The 15,204-nt window shown below is 71.3% G+C and carries 15 protein-coding genes; 7 read left to right on the forward strand and 8 right to left on the reverse strand.

The features are described 5' to 3' along the window. Positions 1-42: 42 nt before the first annotated feature. Positions 43-1,575, reverse strand: a complete 1,533-nt coding sequence (locus tag FCL41_RS00825; protein WP_239021713.1) for a molybdopterin-dependent oxidoreductase — start codon at positions 1,573-1,575, stop codon at positions 43-45. A 70-nt stretch (positions 1,576-1,645) separates the two neighbouring features. Then, complete coding sequence (locus FCL41_RS00830; protein ID WP_137064417.1) at positions 1,646-2,017, reverse strand: DUF3054 domain-containing protein; 372 nt, start codon at positions 2,015-2,017, stop codon at positions 1,646-1,648. Between the two features lie 68 nt (positions 2,018-2,085). Between FCL41_RS00830 and FCL41_RS00835 the strand changes: the two genes are divergently transcribed. Beyond that, the gene (locus FCL41_RS00835) at positions 2,086-2,640 is read left to right on the forward strand and encodes a hypothetical protein (protein ID WP_137064416.1); all 555 of its coding nucleotides are present in this window, start codon (positions 2,086-2,088) and stop codon (positions 2,638-2,640) included. A 65-nt stretch (positions 2,641-2,705) separates the two neighbouring features. Continuing rightward, positions 2,706-3,161, forward strand: a complete 456-nt coding sequence (locus FCL41_RS00840; protein ID WP_137064415.1) for a pyridoxamine 5'-phosphate oxidase family protein — start codon at positions 2,706-2,708, stop codon at positions 3,159-3,161. Positions 3,162-3,194: 33 nt separating this feature from the next. Here the strand turns inward: FCL41_RS00840 and FCL41_RS00845 are convergent, their stop codons facing one another. The 5 genes from FCL41_RS00845 to FCL41_RS00865 form a co-directional block, all read right to left on the reverse strand. Then, the gene (locus tag FCL41_RS00845) at positions 3,195-3,416 is read right to left on the reverse strand and encodes a putative signal transducing protein (protein WP_137064414.1); all 222 of its coding nucleotides are present in this window, start codon (positions 3,414-3,416) and stop codon (positions 3,195-3,197) included. Positions 3,417-3,460: 44 nt separating this feature from the next. Further along, a complete protein-coding gene (locus FCL41_RS00850; RefSeq protein WP_137064413.1) occupies positions 3,461-3,874 on the reverse strand; it encodes a hypothetical protein in 414 nt (137 codons plus the stop codon). Positions 3,875-3,920: 46 nt separating this feature from the next. Further along, positions 3,921-6,089 carry a HelD family protein gene (locus tag FCL41_RS00855; RefSeq protein WP_137064412.1) on the reverse strand — a complete coding sequence of 723 codons (2,169 nt, stop codon included), beginning with the start codon at positions 6,087-6,089 and terminating at the stop codon, positions 3,921-3,923. A gap of 115 nt (positions 6,090-6,204) precedes the next feature. Beyond that, positions 6,205-7,608: a hypothetical protein gene (locus tag FCL41_RS00860; RefSeq protein WP_137064411.1), complete on the reverse strand. Its 1,404-nt coding sequence runs from the start codon at positions 7,606-7,608 to the stop codon at positions 6,205-6,207. Further along, positions 7,605-8,159 carry a SigE family RNA polymerase sigma factor gene (locus tag FCL41_RS00865; RefSeq protein WP_137064410.1) on the reverse strand — a complete coding sequence of 185 codons (555 nt, stop codon included), beginning with the start codon at positions 8,157-8,159 and terminating at the stop codon, positions 7,605-7,607. Before FCL41_RS00865 ends, FCL41_RS00860 begins: the two co-directional genes overlap by 4 nt. 321 nt (positions 8,160-8,480) lie before the next feature. Here FCL41_RS00865 and FCL41_RS00870 point away from each other — a divergent pair, with 321 nt between their 5' ends. Both FCL41_RS00870 and FCL41_RS00875 read left to right on the forward strand, forming a co-directional pair. After that, a complete protein-coding gene (locus FCL41_RS00870; protein WP_137064409.1) occupies positions 8,481-8,747 on the forward strand; it encodes a hypothetical protein in 267 nt (88 codons plus the stop codon). A 10-nt stretch (positions 8,748-8,757) separates the two neighbouring features. Further along, positions 8,758-9,429: a hypothetical protein gene (locus FCL41_RS00875; RefSeq protein ID WP_137064408.1), complete on the forward strand. Its 672-nt coding sequence runs from the start codon at positions 8,758-8,760 to the stop codon at positions 9,427-9,429. A gap of 55 nt (positions 9,430-9,484) precedes the next feature. On the opposite strand, the gene FCL41_RS00880 is transcribed toward FCL41_RS00875, so the two are convergent. Further along, positions 9,485-10,246, reverse strand: coding sequence for an enoyl-CoA hydratase-related protein (locus FCL41_RS00880; protein ID WP_137064407.1), 762 nt, complete (start codon positions 10,244-10,246; stop codon positions 9,485-9,487). Between the two features lie 208 nt (positions 10,247-10,454). Here FCL41_RS00880 and FCL41_RS00885 point away from each other — a divergent pair, with 208 nt between their 5' ends. The 3 genes from FCL41_RS00885 to FCL41_RS00895 all read left to right on the forward strand — a co-directional run bounded on the left by FCL41_RS00885 (position 10,455) and on the right by FCL41_RS00895 (position 15,163). Next, entirely contained in the window at positions 10,455-11,363 is a 909-nt protein-coding gene (locus FCL41_RS00885) for a type IV toxin-antitoxin system AbiEi family antitoxin domain-containing protein (protein WP_137064406.1), read from the forward strand. Positions 11,364-11,495: 132 nt separating this feature from the next. Further along, on the forward strand, positions 11,496-13,421 hold the full coding sequence (locus tag FCL41_RS00890; protein ID WP_137064405.1) for an anthranilate synthase family protein: 1,926 nt from the start codon (positions 11,496-11,498) through the stop codon (positions 13,419-13,421). Further along, a complete protein-coding gene (locus FCL41_RS00895) occupies positions 13,421-15,163 on the forward strand; it encodes a sulfatase-like hydrolase/transferase (protein WP_137064404.1) in 1,743 nt (580 codons plus the stop codon). The genes FCL41_RS00890 and FCL41_RS00895 overlap by 1 nt, the downstream gene beginning before the upstream one ends. The last annotated feature ends 41 nt before the right edge of the window (positions 15,164-15,204 follow it).

Raw genomic sequence — 15,204 nt, forward strand, 5'->3', positions numbered from 1 at the left:
CTCGTTCGATGAAGTTTCTTCATCCGGCCGCCGGGGCGCGCTTCAGGTGACGGTGACGGCGATCTCCTGGATGCCGCTGGAACCGCTCGGGAAGGGCTCGCGTCGTACCGACTCCTGCACCGTGCCGTCCTTGGCGCGGGCCCGGCAGGCGAGGTAGTGCGTGCCCTCCTCCGCCCGCCACGGCAGGTACCACTGGCGCCAGTGGTCGTCGCCCACCTCGGGGCCGAGCGTGGCGCGGCGCCACGCCCGGCCGTCGATGCGCACCTCCACGCCCTCGATCCCCACGTGCTGGGCCCAGGCGATCCCGCCGATCACCAGGTCGCCCGCCTTCTCCCTGGAGAGCCCTCGGGGGGTGTCGATCCGGCTCGAGATGCGGATCGGGGCGTCGGTCGCCCAGTCACGTTCGGTCCAGTAGGCCTGCTGGTCGTCGTAGGTGGTCAGCGTCATCCGGGTGATCCACTTGCAGGCGGAGACGAAGCCGTAGAGCCCCGGCACCACCATCCGCGCCGGGAAGCCGTGCTCCAGGGGCAGGGCGGAACCGTTCATGCCGATGGCGATCATTGAGTCGCGCCCGTCCAGCGCCACCGGGAGCGGAGTGGAGATGGTCATCCCGTCGACGTCGGTGGAGAGGATCTGGTCAGCGCCGGTGCGCCGGGTCCCGGCGCGGTCCATCAGGTCGCGCAGCGGTACGCCGAGCCAGCGTGCGCTGCCGACGTAGGGGCCCCCGACCTCGTTGGAGACGCAGGTGAGAGTGATGTCGCGCTCCGTCAGTGGCATCGCGGCGAGCTCGTCGAAGGTGAAGGTGACCTTGCGCTCGACGTCGCCGTCGACCGTCAGTGACCAGCCGTCGACGCCGACGCGCGGCAGCATCAGGCGGGTGTCGATCCGGTAGAAGTCGCCGGTCGGGGTGCGCAGCGGCGTGACGCCCGGGACGGTCTCCTCCAGACCCCGTGGGAAGGGCCCGGCGGGGTCGGCCGCCGCCGGGAGCACGATGTTGCCGATCTGCCGGGCGCTGCGCATGAACCACTCGCCGCCGGCCGCGAGCCCGGCGGCGACGGCGGTGAGCCCGGCACCCGCCAGGAGGACCCCGCGGCGACTCGGGGCGTTGCCCGCTGGGTCTTCGGCGGCCGGTGCCGTACGCGCGTCCCTTCGCACCAGCCAGAGCAGGACGACGGCGCCACTCACCGCGGCCGCGACGCTCGGAAGGACGTCGGCTGGGCCGGCTCCCGGGCGGCCCACCGCGGCCCCGGCGGCCAGGCTGGCGAGGACGACCAGCGTGGCCACCCCCAGCGCCGGATCGCGGCGGGCCAGCACGCCAGCCAGCGCCGCGAGGAGCAGGACTGCCATGAGCACGGTGCCCAGCAGGACCGCCTTGTCGGCCGTCCCGAACTCACGGATCGCCCACTCCTTGAGCGGGGTGGGGGTCAGGTCGACCACCGTCGCGCCCACCGCGTAGACCGGGGAGGCGTCGGGGAGGGTCAGCGCCGCCACCAGGTGGGCCAGGGCCATGCCGACGCAGGTCGCGACGACTCCGTGGAAGGCATGGCGCGCGGTGGCTCTCGTGGGTCTCGGCACACCCGGTGTTCGTCGCCGAGGGGCCTCACGGATGGGTCGCCCGGATGAGCCGCCCTGGTCAGCTGGCCTGTCAGCTGGGCGTGCGGCGCCGGGTGACGAGCAGGGCCAGCAGGCGCCACCCGACCAGGGTGAGGAGGTTGAAGCCGGTGGCGACCAGCACGAAGGCGAGCGCGGTGCCGTCGCCCGTCGCGATCCTCAGCGCCATCCCGACCGCCACGGTGCTGATCCACACCACCACTCCGGAGACCGGGGTCCACGGCACCTGGCGCAGCGCGTGCGCCAGCCCGAGTCCCACCAGGAAGGGCCACGCCACGTCCGCGACCTCGGAGACGCCCACGGCGCCGTCGTGGTGCGTACGAGCGCCCAGGGTCGCGAAGACCACGACGAGGACGGCGTCGAGCGCCAGCGTGCCGAGGCGGCGTACGTAGGGGGAGTCGCTCATGCCTTGATCCTCCCAGTCCATGGCCCTCCTGTCGTGCGAGGGTGAAGGAGGAGACGGAGGAGGGACCCGTGCGACGAAGAGTGGTGGCCTGCGTGGCGGTCGTGGGCGTGGTCGTGGGCGGCGTGCTGCTCGGCGGCTGCGGAGCAGCCGACAAGGCCGAGAAGGCAGGCGAGGACGCGGTCGAGAAGTCGATCGCCGACGCGGCCAAGAAGCAGTCCGACGACGTCGAGGACGTGGAGGTCGACTCCGAGGCCGGCACGATCACCATCGAGGGCAAGGACGGCACGCTCGTCCTCGGCGAGGACCTGCCCCTGCCCGAGGGGTTCCCGACCACGCTCCCGTTGCCCGAGGGCGGTCACACCGTCAACGCGGTGGCGGGTGAGGACGGGGCCTTCGAGGTGAGCATGTTCGTCACCGACCCCGATCTCCGGGCCCACGAGCAACGGATCCGCGCCGGTCTCGACGCCGACGGCTACGCGGTCGGCGCCACCCGCGACGAGGTGCTCGACGGCGTCCCGCAACGGGTGGTCCCGGCGACCGGTCACCGCACGACCGTGGAGGTACGCCTGGGCGTCGCCGTCGGGCGCGCCACCGTGCACTACTCGGTCACGCCGCGCGGCTGACTCGGCCGCGTGGCCGAGCGGGAGCGTCGCGTCGTGCTGGCCCACCGGGGTGAGAAGGTGACGCCATGAGCATCTTCCGCCCGGGCTGGGACGCGTTCCCCAGCAAGCTGTGGGACTTCTACTCGGAGTACCACCTCAACACCCTCACCACGATCCGTCCCGACGGCCGCCCGCACGTCGTGCCGGTGGGCGTCACCCTCGACCCCCAGCAGCAGTGCGCCTGGATCATCACCCGCGCCGGGTCGCGCAAGGTGAAGAACGTGGAGGAGGCCTCCGCGACCCCCGAGGGCGCCCGTGTCGCGGTCTGTCAGGTCGACGGCCCCCAGTGGTCGACGATCGAGGGCGTGGCCACCGTGGTGACCGATCGCCCGTCGATCGATCGCGCGGTCGAGCTCTACACCCCTCGCTACCGTCGTCCTGCGGACACCGACTCGACGCGCGTGGCGATCCGCATCGAGGTCGACCGCATCGTCTTCGGCCCCATGCTGCTCGACAACCCGCCGGAGCGTCCCGGGCACTGACGCCAGGGTGCCCCAGGCCGGCCGACGCATCGGTCAGGGGCGCAGCCAGGTGCCGAGGTCGGCGTCGGTCAGCAGTTGACGCGCCTCCACCTCGCGCTCCTCGGGCACCATGACCCGCATCGGGATCGCCATCACCGAGCCCTCGATGGCGCTCATGTTGCGGTCGGTGACCTGGTGGGGGATGTCGGCGTCCTGCAGCAGGGCCTCGATCATCCCCACGAGTGCCACGTCGTTGCTCCGGACCAGCTCAACCATGTCGTCTCCTCACGGGCGGGTCGCTCAGCGTACGCCCCGGGGCCTCACTCGGCGATCGTCGCGGAGTCGGGCATCCGGTCGTCCGGACCCACCCGGACCGGGTCACGACGCCGCGCCAGCATCCGCCGCTTGACCTCGCGCTGGGCGGCGTCGGGGTAGGAGTCGTTGGCGTCCATGCCGACCACCCACAGCAGTCCCCGCTCGTCGCCGGGGAACCGGTGGGGTCGGTCCAGGACCAGCGCCACGGAGTAGACCAGCTCGTCGCCGGCCCGGCGCTGGGCCCAGTCGACGACCTGCAGCACGTCGGCGCCGGTGACGTCGTACGTCGCGGTCCACATCCCGGCCATCGAGTCGACGCTCGGCTGCTCGCCCGGGTACTGGAAGTAGACCCGGAAGCGGGGCTGCTCGTCCTCCCACGCCGAGTCCCGCTCGTCAACGCCCATGATCCTGATCGTCATGCGGGTCACCCTCGCACGCGACCGCCGGTCACGTCACCGGGTTTCGTCAGGCCTCGACGACCGTCAGCAGCTGCGTCGCGCGGGTGAGCACGACGTACAGCGTCGCTCGGCCGGTGCTCGACTCGGTCTCGATCTCGTCAGGTCGCACCACGACGATGCCGTCGAACTCGAGACCCTTGGTGTCGAGGCCGGTGAGCACGACCACCCGGTCGTCGCCGGACGGCGCGACCGAGTCGTCGATCGCGGCCCGGGCGCCCTTGGCGTCGGCGGAGAACTCCTCCCACGAGGCGAGCCAACTGTTGACCTGGGAGCGGCGTGCCATCGGCACCACGATGCCGACGGTGCCGGCCACGCGGCCGGCGATGTCGGTGACGGCCTTTCGCACGGCCGCCTCCGGGTCGCCACCGGCCTGCACGACGACCGGGTGCTCGCCGGTCGAGCGCACCGCCTCGGGCAGGTCGGCGTCGAGGCCGACGCGCTTGGCGTACGCCTCCGCGTGGGCGTAGATCTCGGAGGAGTTCCGGTAGTTCTTCGACAGGTGGAAGGAGTGGATCTCCTTGCCGCGCAGCGCCTCGTCGCGGGCCGCCTCGGCCTCCGCACGCACCGGCCAGGACGATTGGGCGGGGTCGCCGACGATGGTCCACGACGCGGCGCGCCCGCGGCGTCCGACCATGCGCCACTGCATGGGGGTGAGGTCCTGCGCCTCGTCGATGAGGACGTGGGCGAAGGGATCGTCGTCGATCCGGTAGGTCGGCGGGCGCCACGAGCGGCCGCCGGCGAAGTCGCGGTCGGAGACCGTGGTGAGCTCCTGCAGGTCGCCGCCCACGTGGTCGTCGAGGCTGTGGTCGTCGTCGGTGCGCTGCGGGACGTCACCGATGAGGTAGCGCAGCTCGTCGAGCAGCGGCACGTCCTCCACGCTCAACGACGGGTCGCCGGCCCACGACTCGAGCAGCAGCTTCTGCTCCGTGGCGTCGAGGACGCCGTCGGAGACGCGAGCGAGGAGCTCGGGGTCGCGCAGCCAGGTGAGGACGTCGGCGGCGTCGAGCGGCGGCCACCACTCGACGGCGAAGTCGAGGAAGCGGCGGTCGTCGAGCATGTCCTCGTTGAAGAGCTCGCGCCCCCGCTCGCGGCCACGGTCGCTGCGCACCTGGCGCCACATCGCGTCGAGCAGCGTCGAGGCGACGCGGGAGATCTGGCGGTTGCGCTCACCGTTGGACATCAGCTGGCGGCGCAGCTTGCTGAGCACCGGGGGGTCAAGGCGGATCTTGGTGTCACGCCAGAAGATCTCGAACTCGCGGGGGCTGCCGGGCGCCTGCTGGCGGGCGGTGCGACGCAGCAGCTCGGTCATCCGCGCGCTGCCCTTGACGTCGGCCACGGCCGGAGTGTCGTGGCGCGTCGCCCGCACCCCGTCGACGACCTCACCGAGGGAGCGCAGCGCCACGGCCGTCTCGCCCAAGGAGGGCAGCACGCGCTCGATGTAGCGCATGAAGACGCCGGAAGGTCCGACGACCAGCACGCCGCCCGACTCGTAGCGGCGACGGTCGGAGTAGAGGAGGTAGGCGGCGCGGTGCAGCGCCACGACCGTCTTGCCGGTGCCGGGGCCACCGGAGATGGAGACGACACCCTTGCCGGGCGCGCGGATCGCCTTGTCCTGCTCGGCCTGGATGGTGGCGACGATGGAGTGCATCGACCGGTCGCGGGCCCGGGAGAGCTGCGCCATCAGGGCGCCCTCACCGATGATCGGCAGGTCCGTCTCGACGGAGTCGTCGAGCAGCTCGTCCTCGACGCCGACGACCGTACGGTGGTCCGAGCGCAGCACGCGACGGCGTACGACGCCGGACGGCTCCGCGGCCGTGGCCTGGTAGAAGACGGCGGCCGCAGGGGCGCGCCAGTCGATCAGCAGCGAGTCGCGGTCGTCGTCGCGCAGGCCGATGCGACCGACGTAGCGGGGAGCGGCGTCGAGCTCGGGACGCAGGTCGAGGCGCCCGAAGACGAGCCCCTCGTGGGCAGCGTCGAGCTGGGCGATGCGCTTGGCGGCCTGGAAGACCATGGCATCGCGTTCGACGAGGCCGCCCTCGTGCCCGAGCTTGCCTCGGCCGTGGCCTTCCGCGGCGAGCTGCTGGGCGGCGGTGGCGGACTTCTCCAGCTGGACGTAGACCCGGTCGACGAACGCCTGCTCGGCGGCGACCTCACGCTCCACGATTTCCTCGGGCAACTCGACTCTCTCCACTTCCCCCGACACGTTCAGGCAAGTGGACAAGACTACCCCCGCCCGCTCGGCCGTGAGGACGGACGAGCGGACGGGGGACGGGTGGAACCGGTCACGTCGCTCAGTCGGCCAACCGGTAGAGGCCCAGGTACTGGCTCCCGACCGGGCCCCTTCCGGAGGTGGCCATCCTGACTTGGACCGTGGAGGCGCCACGGGGGAGGACGGCGGCGTTTCTCCCGCCGGTGTCGGCGCGGAGCTGCACGTTGGTGACGGGGCCCTGCGGTGTCCCGTCGACCAGCAGGGTCGTGCTGATCGGGTCGGTGTCGCGCGACGAAGTGACGGAGACGACTGCCAAGGCCGGGGTCTTCGCGGTCAAGGCGCCCAGCTGCTGGGCGGTGCCGTCGCTGGGGACGACGTCGTCGAGGCGCCACAGGTGGCCGGAGTCCCACAGGGTCCGGTCGAAGGTGAGGCTGGTTCCGGGCACCTGCTCGGTGTCCCCGGTGGGGACGTAGACCGCTCCTGCGAGGCGGGCCTCGGGGTGGTCGGCGGGATCAACGGGGGTCTCGTCCGACATCGAGCGAGAGACCCAGACCCGGGCCTCGCCGCTGGCGGGGGCTTCGTCCGGGGTGCTCCACCCCAGGTAGAGACCGAGGTCGGCGTTGGGGTCCAGTTCCATGAACTTCCTGTCGCTGCTGTCGCTGCTGTCGCTGCAGGCGTCGGCCGCCTCCGCCATGGTCTGACTGCCGGCCACCTCCGCGCGGATCACGGCGCCGTCAGGCAGGCCCTGACAGGAGTACGCCATCGCGATGGTGCGGTGCGTGCCGTCGAAGGGGATGCGCAGATCGACCTGACCCGCCTCCCCGACGGCGGTGTTGAGGCGCTCGCTGGTCGGGCCGGAGGCGCGGAAGTAGTCACCGCCAAATCCGTCGACCCGGTCCGGCAGGGCGGAGGGGTCGACCTCGTACAACGCGGCGCCGAGGCCGACGGCCCCCGTGTTGCTCGAGATCTCGATCGTGCCCTCGGCGAACGGGGGGATCTCCACCCAGTCGGTGAAGTCAGCGCGGGTCGAGTCCCACACCACCTGGTCGCCGCTGGTGTCCTCCCACACGGTGCCGTTGGGCACGCGGACCTGGACGTCCTGGTCGTCGGTGGCGGTGGCCCAGGTGAGGATCCGACGCGTGCCCAGCCCCTTCACCTTCACCCTCAGCACCCGCGACGAGGGGCCCTCGAAGCCCTCGACGAAGCGGTAGGAGTGGTCGGGGGCGTCCAGTGCGCTGGGCGCCTGGAGGCCGAGGATCATTCCCTCGGCGGGGCCGGGCTCCTTGCCCCCGAGCTGCGGGATGACGATCGCCGCGGCCACGGCTGCCACGGTGAGGGCTGCGAGGCCCCGCAGGCCGTTGCGACGCCTCGTCGAGCGGTCGATGCGGTCGTGCAGCTGGCGGTGGCGGTTGACGTCGTCGAGAGTGCCGCCGAGCGCGGCGCTGTGGCCCTCGAGGGCGCGGCGGATGACGTTGATGTCGTTCATCGCAGGTCTCCTTCGGCGGAGAGGGTCTCGTCGGCCAGGGCCGGGTCGATGCGGAGGTGGGCGAGGGCCTTGCTGAGCTGGCTCTTCACCGTGCCGGGGGTGACGTGGAGGGCGTCGGCGGTCTCCTGGACCGACAGGTCCTCGAAGAAGCGGAGCACCACGACGGCGCGCTGCTTGCGGGGCAGGCGGCCCAGGGCGATCCACACGTCGTGGGCGGCGTCGCTGTCGCCGTCACGGTGCGGCTCCGGTTCCGGCATCTCCCCGGTCGGGTGCTCGCCGTTCCACTTGCGTCGCCACCACGACGCGTACGTCGTCGCGAGGATGCGGCGCACGTAGGCCTCGTGGTGACCGTCGATCTTCTTCCACGAGAACCACGCCTTGGTCAGCGAGGTCTGGAGCAGGTCCTCGGCGAGCGCGTGGTCGCGGGTGAGCAGGTAGGCAGTGCGCAGGAGCGCCGTCGAGCGGGCGGCCACGAAGTCGTCGAAGTCGACGCTCGGCTCCCTGCTCCCTCCCGAGGAGCGTGCCGCCTTCGCGGCCAGTGTGGCTGTCATGTCTGTCGAGACCGCCTGGGGTCGACGATCGGTTGCCTCGTGGTTCGACAGTTCTTGCGCACGTGCTCTCCCCCGGCACTGAGTTTCGGTCGCTTCCCTAACGTGACGCCCCCCGCTTTCTGTGGACTGAACCAGTCGACGCCGGATAGGAGGTCGCGCGGACAGAATGCCCATCCGCCGCAATTTTGTCCGCAGGGCGACGGAAGGTCGGCCGTTACTGGGAACCGTTCCGCCACGGTAGGAGTCAGACCGGGGACGGTGGAGTGGAAAACGATGAGAGTGAAGAGAAGGCGGTGACTCCGGCCTGCAAGGGGTGGCTGCGTGTTACTCGACGAATTCTGGGGGCCGCTGCCACAGCAGGTCGTCAGGGTGAGCAACTTCTACTTCGATGCCCACGGCGACGTGGCTGACCGGTGGATCGTCTGCCACGAGGTGGGGCATGCCCTCGGTCTCGTCCACCGCACTGCCGCGGAGGGATGCATGTGGAACGGGAGCGGCATCAGGAGCTCGGTCGACTACACGCCGCACGATCGCGCCCACCTGGGTGCCAACTGGGACCAAGAAGCTCGCCACATCGGCGCAGGCTGAGGAGAATGACATGAAGATCTCACGTTGTTTTGCCGGCGGTGTCGCCCTCCTTGCGTTCCTCACGTTGACGGGATGCTCGGCATCGAACCCCGAAGCCGAAGGCGATCCCGCCTTCTTCTTCGACAGGGTGGCGCAGCTGCGCGCGTCCCATGTCGCGATCCAGGGCGAGCCTGACGACTTGGCGGAGGCGGTGGCGGACGACGTCTGGGCCGACCTCGTGCTGGAGGGGACGGTCGTCAGCGTGGAGCCGAAGCACGCCGTGCACTACCCGGACGCGGACCCGGGCCACCCGGGCGACGAGGAGGCCGGGGCGCAGGTCGTCGACTTCGACGATCCGCGTGCCCACGAGCGGGTGCTCGACGTGACGATCGATCCGGAGTGGTCGACCGGCGGCGGCCAGGACGTCACCCTCACGCTCGGTGCGTCCGGCGACGCCGACCCGGAGCAGTTCCTGGCCAGTCTGCGGGGACTCAACCACGTGGTGGCGGTGCTCGGGCAGCGGACGGGTGGCCGCTCGGCCGGGGAGTACTACCCGCTGCTCAACGGCGCCCTGCTCGGGCGCGTGGACTCACAGGGCCGCCTGCACTTCGACGGGCTCGGCGAGCAGGAGAAGGAGTTCGTCGACGGGGTCGACACCGTGGGGGAGCTCAAGGAGACGGTCGAGGCGTCGACCCAGCCGTAGGACGACGAAAGGTCCGCGGCGCCCTTCGGCGCCGCGGACCCGTGTCGTGGGTGCGTCAGCCCTTCGGGCGCGAGAGGAACGCCATCATCGCCTCGCGTGCCTCGTCGGAGGCGAAGAGGCGGGCGCTGAGCCCGGCCATGTCGTCGCCGTCGGCGTCGATGCGGGCCACGAGCTCGCGGTTGAGCACCTTCTTGGTCTCGCGGATGCCCTGCGCGGCGCCGGTGGCGACCTTGGCGACCAGGCCGTCGACGTACGCGTCGAGCTCGTCGGCCGGCACGGCCTTGGTGATCAGGCCGTACGCCGCGGCGTCCGCCCCGCTGAAGACCTCGCCGCCGAGCGCGGCCAGGGAGGCCGAGCGGGGGTCCATGCGGTGGAAGACCGAAAGGCTGATGATGGCCGGCGCCAGGCCGAGCTTGACCTCGGTGAGGGCGAACGTGGCCTCCGCGGCGCTGATGGCGATGTCGGCGGCGGCGACGATGCCGATGCCGCCGGCGCGCACGGCGCCGAGGTTCTTGGTGATCACGACCTTGTCCATGGTCGCCACCAGGCGCTGCAGGGCAATGATCTTGCGGGTGCCGTCCTCCATGCCTTCGGTGCTGGCCTCCGACAGGTCGGCGCCGGAGCAGAAGACCTTGCCGCTGCTCTGGATCAGCACGACCCGCACCGCCGGGTCGGCCTGGGCGGTCTCCAGGTGGCCGAAGAGCTCGGTGACCAGCTGGCGCGACAACGCGTTGCGGTTGTGCGGCGAGTCGAGGGTGATGGTCGCGACCGCGTCGTCGACCGCGTACTGCACGAGTGTGGTGGGCGTCTCAGACATGGCGACGAGTCTGCCGTGTCCGCAGGCGAAAGTGGTGAATGATCGTTAACTGATTCTGTGGTGCGGGTCACACTTTGCGGCCCCTGCCCCGTTTGCGCGGCCACTTTGAGTCACCAGGTGACCTCAACAGGCCGCGTACATGGGGCGGAGCCCACAGGTCCGGCCGCCGGCCCTTCGGCGACCGCCCGGCAGGCGGCACGCTCGCGCCATGCAGGAACTCCTCGCCAGGCAGTCGGGCGTGGTCGCCCGCCGTCAGCTGATCCACCTTGGTTGGGTGCACCACGACGTACGCCGTCTCGTGCGGCGCCGCGAGCTCGTCCCGCTGGCCCGTGGTGTCTACGTCACCCACACCGGGCGGCCGACCTGGGAGCAACGGGCATGGGCCGGCGTGCTGCGTTACTGGCCCGCGGCTCTCAGCCACGCATCCGCGCTCCACGCCGAGGATCCCTCGGGACATGCGCCAGACGTCGTCGACGTGGCCGTCGACCGCAACCGGTCCTTGACGCCCACCCGTGGCATCAGGTTGCGGCGCGTGGTCAGTCTGGACGGGCGCGTCAACTGGCAGGGACAGCCACCCCGCGTACGCCTTGAGGAAGCGCTGGTGGACGTCGCGACGTCAGCCCGGAGCGATTTGGACGCGGTCGGGGTGCTCGCGGACGCGGTGCGGGCGCGTCGTACGACCGCCCGCCGCCTCATCGCCACCGTGGAGGGGCGGCAACGGGCCGCGCGGCGGGAGTTCCTGGCCGCCGTACTCCTCGATATCGACCAGGGCACGGAGTCGGTGCTCGAGCATTCCTACCTGGACCGTGTGGAGCGACCCCACGGTTTGCCGGTGAGCAGGCGACAGGTGCGGGTGGGGAGTGCCTGCCACGACGTCCTGTACGAGGAGTTCGGCCAGGTCGTGGAGCTCGACGGGCGGGCCTTCCACGACGGAGCTGCTCGCCGGGAGCAGGACCTCGGTCGGGACCTCGCTGCCGCGGTGCGCGGATTGGCGACCGTACGTCTGGGGTGGGCCCAGGTGATGGAGCAGCCGTGCCACACGGCTCAGCAGGTCGGGGCACTGCTGAACGCACGAGGTTGGGATGGCTGGGTGAGGCCGTGTGATCGGTGTGGATGAGGGGGTTGGGAGCCCTCCGCGCCATCTACGCGGCCACTTTGAGTCACCAGGTGACCCAAAGTGGCCGCGCAAATGGTGTGCGGGGGGTGGACCGCGCCCCGCGCGCCCGCCCCCGCGAATTAGCCTTGCGCCATGACTACCCCCACGCAGACGACGCCCGAGGAGGTGCGAGCCGCGCTCGCCGAGCTCCAGGGACACGAGGCGTGGGCCGTGGTCCGACTGGCGCGCAAGGAGCCGGGCGACCCCGACGTGGTCACCTACATCGGTGGCCCGCGCAGCACGGTCGACTCCCTCCTGGACGTCCCGCTCACCGAGGGCGTCCCGCCGGAGGGCCGTCGCTTCGACCGCCTCGTCGCGGTCCCCTTCCACCAGGTCAGCGAGCGGGGATTCGAGGCCCACGACGACGGCACCCCGCTGGTCGTGGTCGACATCGAGACCGAGCAGCGCTTCGCGGTCGAGACCGTGCTCGAGGCCATCGCCGACGACGGCATCGACTTCGTCGACCGCGGCGGCTTCCAGACCTCCGACGACGACTACGCGAAGGTCGTCGAGGCGATCATCCGCGACGAGATCGGCCAGGGTGAGGGCGCCAACCTCGTGGTCGGGCGTCAGTACACCGCCGTCGTCGCCGACTGGAGCGCCGACAAGGCGCTGACCGTCTTCCGTCGCCTGCTGGAGCGCGAGCGCGGCGCCTACTGGACGTACTGCTTCTTCACAGGCGACCGCTTCCTGATCGGCGCCTCGCCCGAGCGCCACGTCTCGGTGCACGGCGGCGACGTGCGGATGAACCCGATCTCCGGCACCTTCCGTGTCGGTGGCCGCTCGGTGGCCGAGCTCAAGCCGGCGCTGCTCGACTTCCTCGCCGACGAGAAGGAGATCTACGAGCTCTTCATGGTCGTCGACGAAGAGCTCAAGATGATGTGCGACATCTGCGACCAGGGCGGCATGGTGCTCGGCCCGTTCCTCAAGCCGATGACCCACCTCATCCACACCGAGTACCTCCTCGCCGGCCGCTCCAGCCGCGACGTCCGCGAGATCCTGCGCGACACGATGTATGCCGCCACCGTCACCGGCAGCCCCGTGGAGAACGCCTGCAAGCTGATCAAGAAGTACGAGGACGGCGGCCGCGGCTACTACGCCGCCGCGCTCGCGCTGCTCGGCCGTGACGCCTCGGGCCAGCCGACCGCCGACTCGCCGATCGTGATCCGCACCGCGGACGTACGCCCCGACGGCGCGCTGACGGTGACCGCCGGTGCGACGCTGGTGCGCGACTCAGACCCGCACTACGAGGTCGCGGAGACCCACGCGAAGGCGGGCGGCATCCTGTCGGCCTTCGGGCTCGTGCCCTCCGCGGGCGCTCCCTCGGCCGGGCTCGCCGAGCTGGCGCGCGACGAGGACGTGCTGATCGCGCTCCAGTCGCGCAACCGCCGCCTGTCGACCTTCTGGCTGACCGACCAGGCCGGCGCCACGCCCGACCCGGCGCTGGCCGGCAAGCGGGTCGGGATCCTCGACGGCGAGGACGACTTCGTCAACATGATCCGCCACGTGCTCCGCGTCCTGGGCCTGACCAGCGAGGTCGTGCGCCACGAGGCGTGGACCGAGACGGCCCTCGACGACTACGACCTGGTCATCGTCGGCCCCGGCCCGGGCGACCCGCGCGACGGCACCGACGCCAAGATCGCGACCTTCCGCGCCGCCACCCAGCGCCTGCTGGAGCGGGAGCAGAAGTTCCTCTCCGTCTGCCTGGGTCACCAGACGCTCTGCCACGCCCTCGGCCTCGAGCTCGGCTTCAAGGACATCGTCTTCCAGGGCACGCAGGCCAGCGTCGAGATCGGTGACCGGGTGGAGCGCGTCGGCTTCTACAACACGTTCGTGGGTCGCGTCGGCGCCGCTGTCCTGCCCGACGGGGTGACGGTGGAGGCTGACGCCGAGAGCGGTGACATCCACCTCGTGGCCGGGCCGCACTACCGGGGCATCCAGTTCCACGCCGAGTCGATCCTCACCGAGCGTGGATTCGACCTGATCAACGACCTCGTCACCGACCTGCTCGTCGACTGATGGCCGCCGCACGCCGCCCGCTCGCCGCCCTCGTGGCGGCGCTGTGCGTCTCGGTCGTGGCGCTCGCGGGCTGCACCGGCGGGGAGCCGGAGGCCGAGCGTACGGTCGGACCCGCGCCGACCCCGACGGGCACCTTGACGCCCGAGCCGCCCCAGGAGGGAGCCAAAGGCGGACCGGTCCTGAAGGGCACCCGACCCAACGTCGTCATGGTGCTGATGGACGACGCCTCGATGGACCTGGTGCCCACGATGGCGACGGCGGCCGAGCTGGCGGAGCGCGGCGCCACCCTGGACCACTTCGCGGTCGACTCGCTCTGCTGCGTCTCGCGCGCGAGCCTGATGACGGGTCAGTTCCCGCACCAGACCGGCGTCCTCACCAACAGCGCCAAGTCGGCCTCGGGCGAAGGCCCGGCCGGCGGCTGGGCCGCCTACCGCGACTACGGCAACGACGCCCGCACGGTCAGCCTGCGGCTGCAGGAGTCGGGCTACACCACCGGATTCGTCGGCAAGTACCTCAACGAGTACGAGTACGACCCCGGCGACGAGCTGCCGCCGGTGCCGCCGGGCTGGGACCAGTTCAACGTGCTCTTCGGCTCGGCCTACGACGGCTGGGGCTTCGACAGCGTCGACATCGTCGACGGCCAGGTGGTCGTGCGCCACCACCCCACCCCGGCCGCCAGCGCCAGCGTCCGGGAGAAGGACGCCGTCTACGCGGGACAGGTGATCGAGGACTACGCGATCGACTTCATCGAGGACCACGCCGACGCTGACGACCCCTACTTCCTCCAGGTGAACCCCTACGCCCCGCACAACCGCACCAATCCCCAGGGGGCGTGGGCCGACGAGCCGCTCTTCCCGGCCGCCTTCCGCGACCGTCCCGGCGTCGCTGGTCGCGGTGGCAACTGCGGAGCCGTGAGCTGTGGCCAGCTGAGCGCCAAGGACCTCCCCGGCATCGACGACGACGCGGCCGACAACGTGCCGCTCAAGGCCGACGGCAGCCCCGCCCGGGGCTGGAACGACCGACCCCCGCTGCGCCGCAAGGTCGCCACCGAGCGCCTGCGCGAGCGGGCCCGCATGGTGCAGTCGGTCGACCGCACGCTGAAGCGGATCATGGAGACCGTCGACGACGACACCGTCGTGATCCTGACCTCCGACAACGGCTTCCACCTCGGCCAGAACGGCCTGCGGATGGGCAAGGGCACGGCGTACGACACCGACGTGCGCGTGCCGCTCATCGTCGCCGGCCCGGGCATCGCGCCCGGTCAGCGCGCCGACCTGACCTCCAACATCGACCTCGCTCCGACCCTCGAGGAGTGGGCGGGTCTGCGGCCCGCTCCCTACCGCGCCGGGACGTCGCTGCTCCCGACGCTGCGTGACCCCCAGCGGGACCGCCTTGACCTCGTCTTCTTCGACCACACCACCGACACCGTCGGCGACGACCCCGACCTGGCCTTCACCGGCGGCGAGCTCCAGCGCATCCCCACCTACTTGGCGGTGCGCAGCCGCACCGGCCTGCTCATCCGCGACGACCTCGACCCCCGCGCGCCGGGCCAGGAGATCGGCTGGGAGTTCTACTCCTACGCCGACGTGCCGTGGGAGCGCCGCAACGCCTATGCCGACCCCGAGCACGCAGCGGAGGTCGCCGACCTGACGGCGGCGCTGGAGGCGTTCGACGACTGTCGCCGGATCACCCGAGGCGAGCGTTGGCCGCAGGAGTGCCGCACGCTGCGGTCGACCCGGTGACCCACCCGTGAGCCCTCAGTGTTGAGCCCCCAGTGATGAGC

Source organism: Nocardioides jishulii (genome assembly GCF_006007965.1).
GTDB classification, from domain to species: Bacteria; Actinomycetota; Actinomycetes; order Propionibacteriales; family Nocardioidaceae; genus Nocardioides; species Nocardioides jishulii.

Coding starts and splice junctions, on each gene's coding strand:
- FCL41_RS00885 (WP_137064406.1), top strand. CDS start 10,455: ATGCAGGAACTCCTCGCCAGGCAGTCGGGCGTGGTCGCCCGCCGTCAG.
- FCL41_RS00895 (WP_137064404.1), top strand. CDS start 13,421: ATGGCCGCCGCACGCCGCCCGCTCGCCGCCCTCGTGGCGGCGCTGTGC.
- FCL41_RS00860 (WP_137064411.1), bottom strand. CDS start 7,608: ATGAACGACATCAACGTCATCCGCCGCGCCCTCGAGGGCCACAGCGCC.
- FCL41_RS00830 (WP_137064417.1), bottom strand. CDS start 2,017: ATGAGCGACTCCCCCTACGTACGCCGCCTCGGCACGCTGGCGCTCGAC.
- FCL41_RS00875 (WP_137064408.1), top strand. CDS start 8,758: ATGAAGATCTCACGTTGTTTTGCCGGCGGTGTCGCCCTCCTTGCGTTC.
- FCL41_RS00890 (WP_137064405.1), top strand. CDS start 11,496: ATGACTACCCCCACGCAGACGACGCCCGAGGAGGTGCGAGCCGCGCTC.
- FCL41_RS00865 (WP_137064410.1), bottom strand. CDS start 8,159: ATGACAGCCACACTGGCCGCGAAGGCGGCACGCTCCTCGGGAGGGAGC.
- FCL41_RS00850 (WP_137064413.1), bottom strand. CDS start 3,874: ATGACGATCAGGATCATGGGCGTTGACGAGCGGGACTCGGCGTGGGAG.
- FCL41_RS00840 (WP_137064415.1), top strand. CDS start 2,706: ATGAGCATCTTCCGCCCGGGCTGGGACGCGTTCCCCAGCAAGCTGTGG.
- FCL41_RS00845 (WP_137064414.1), bottom strand. CDS start 3,416: ATGGTTGAGCTGGTCCGGAGCAACGACGTGGCACTCGTGGGGATGATC.
- FCL41_RS00880 (WP_137064407.1), bottom strand. CDS start 10,246: ATGTCTGAGACGCCCACCACACTCGTGCAGTACGCGGTCGACGACGCG.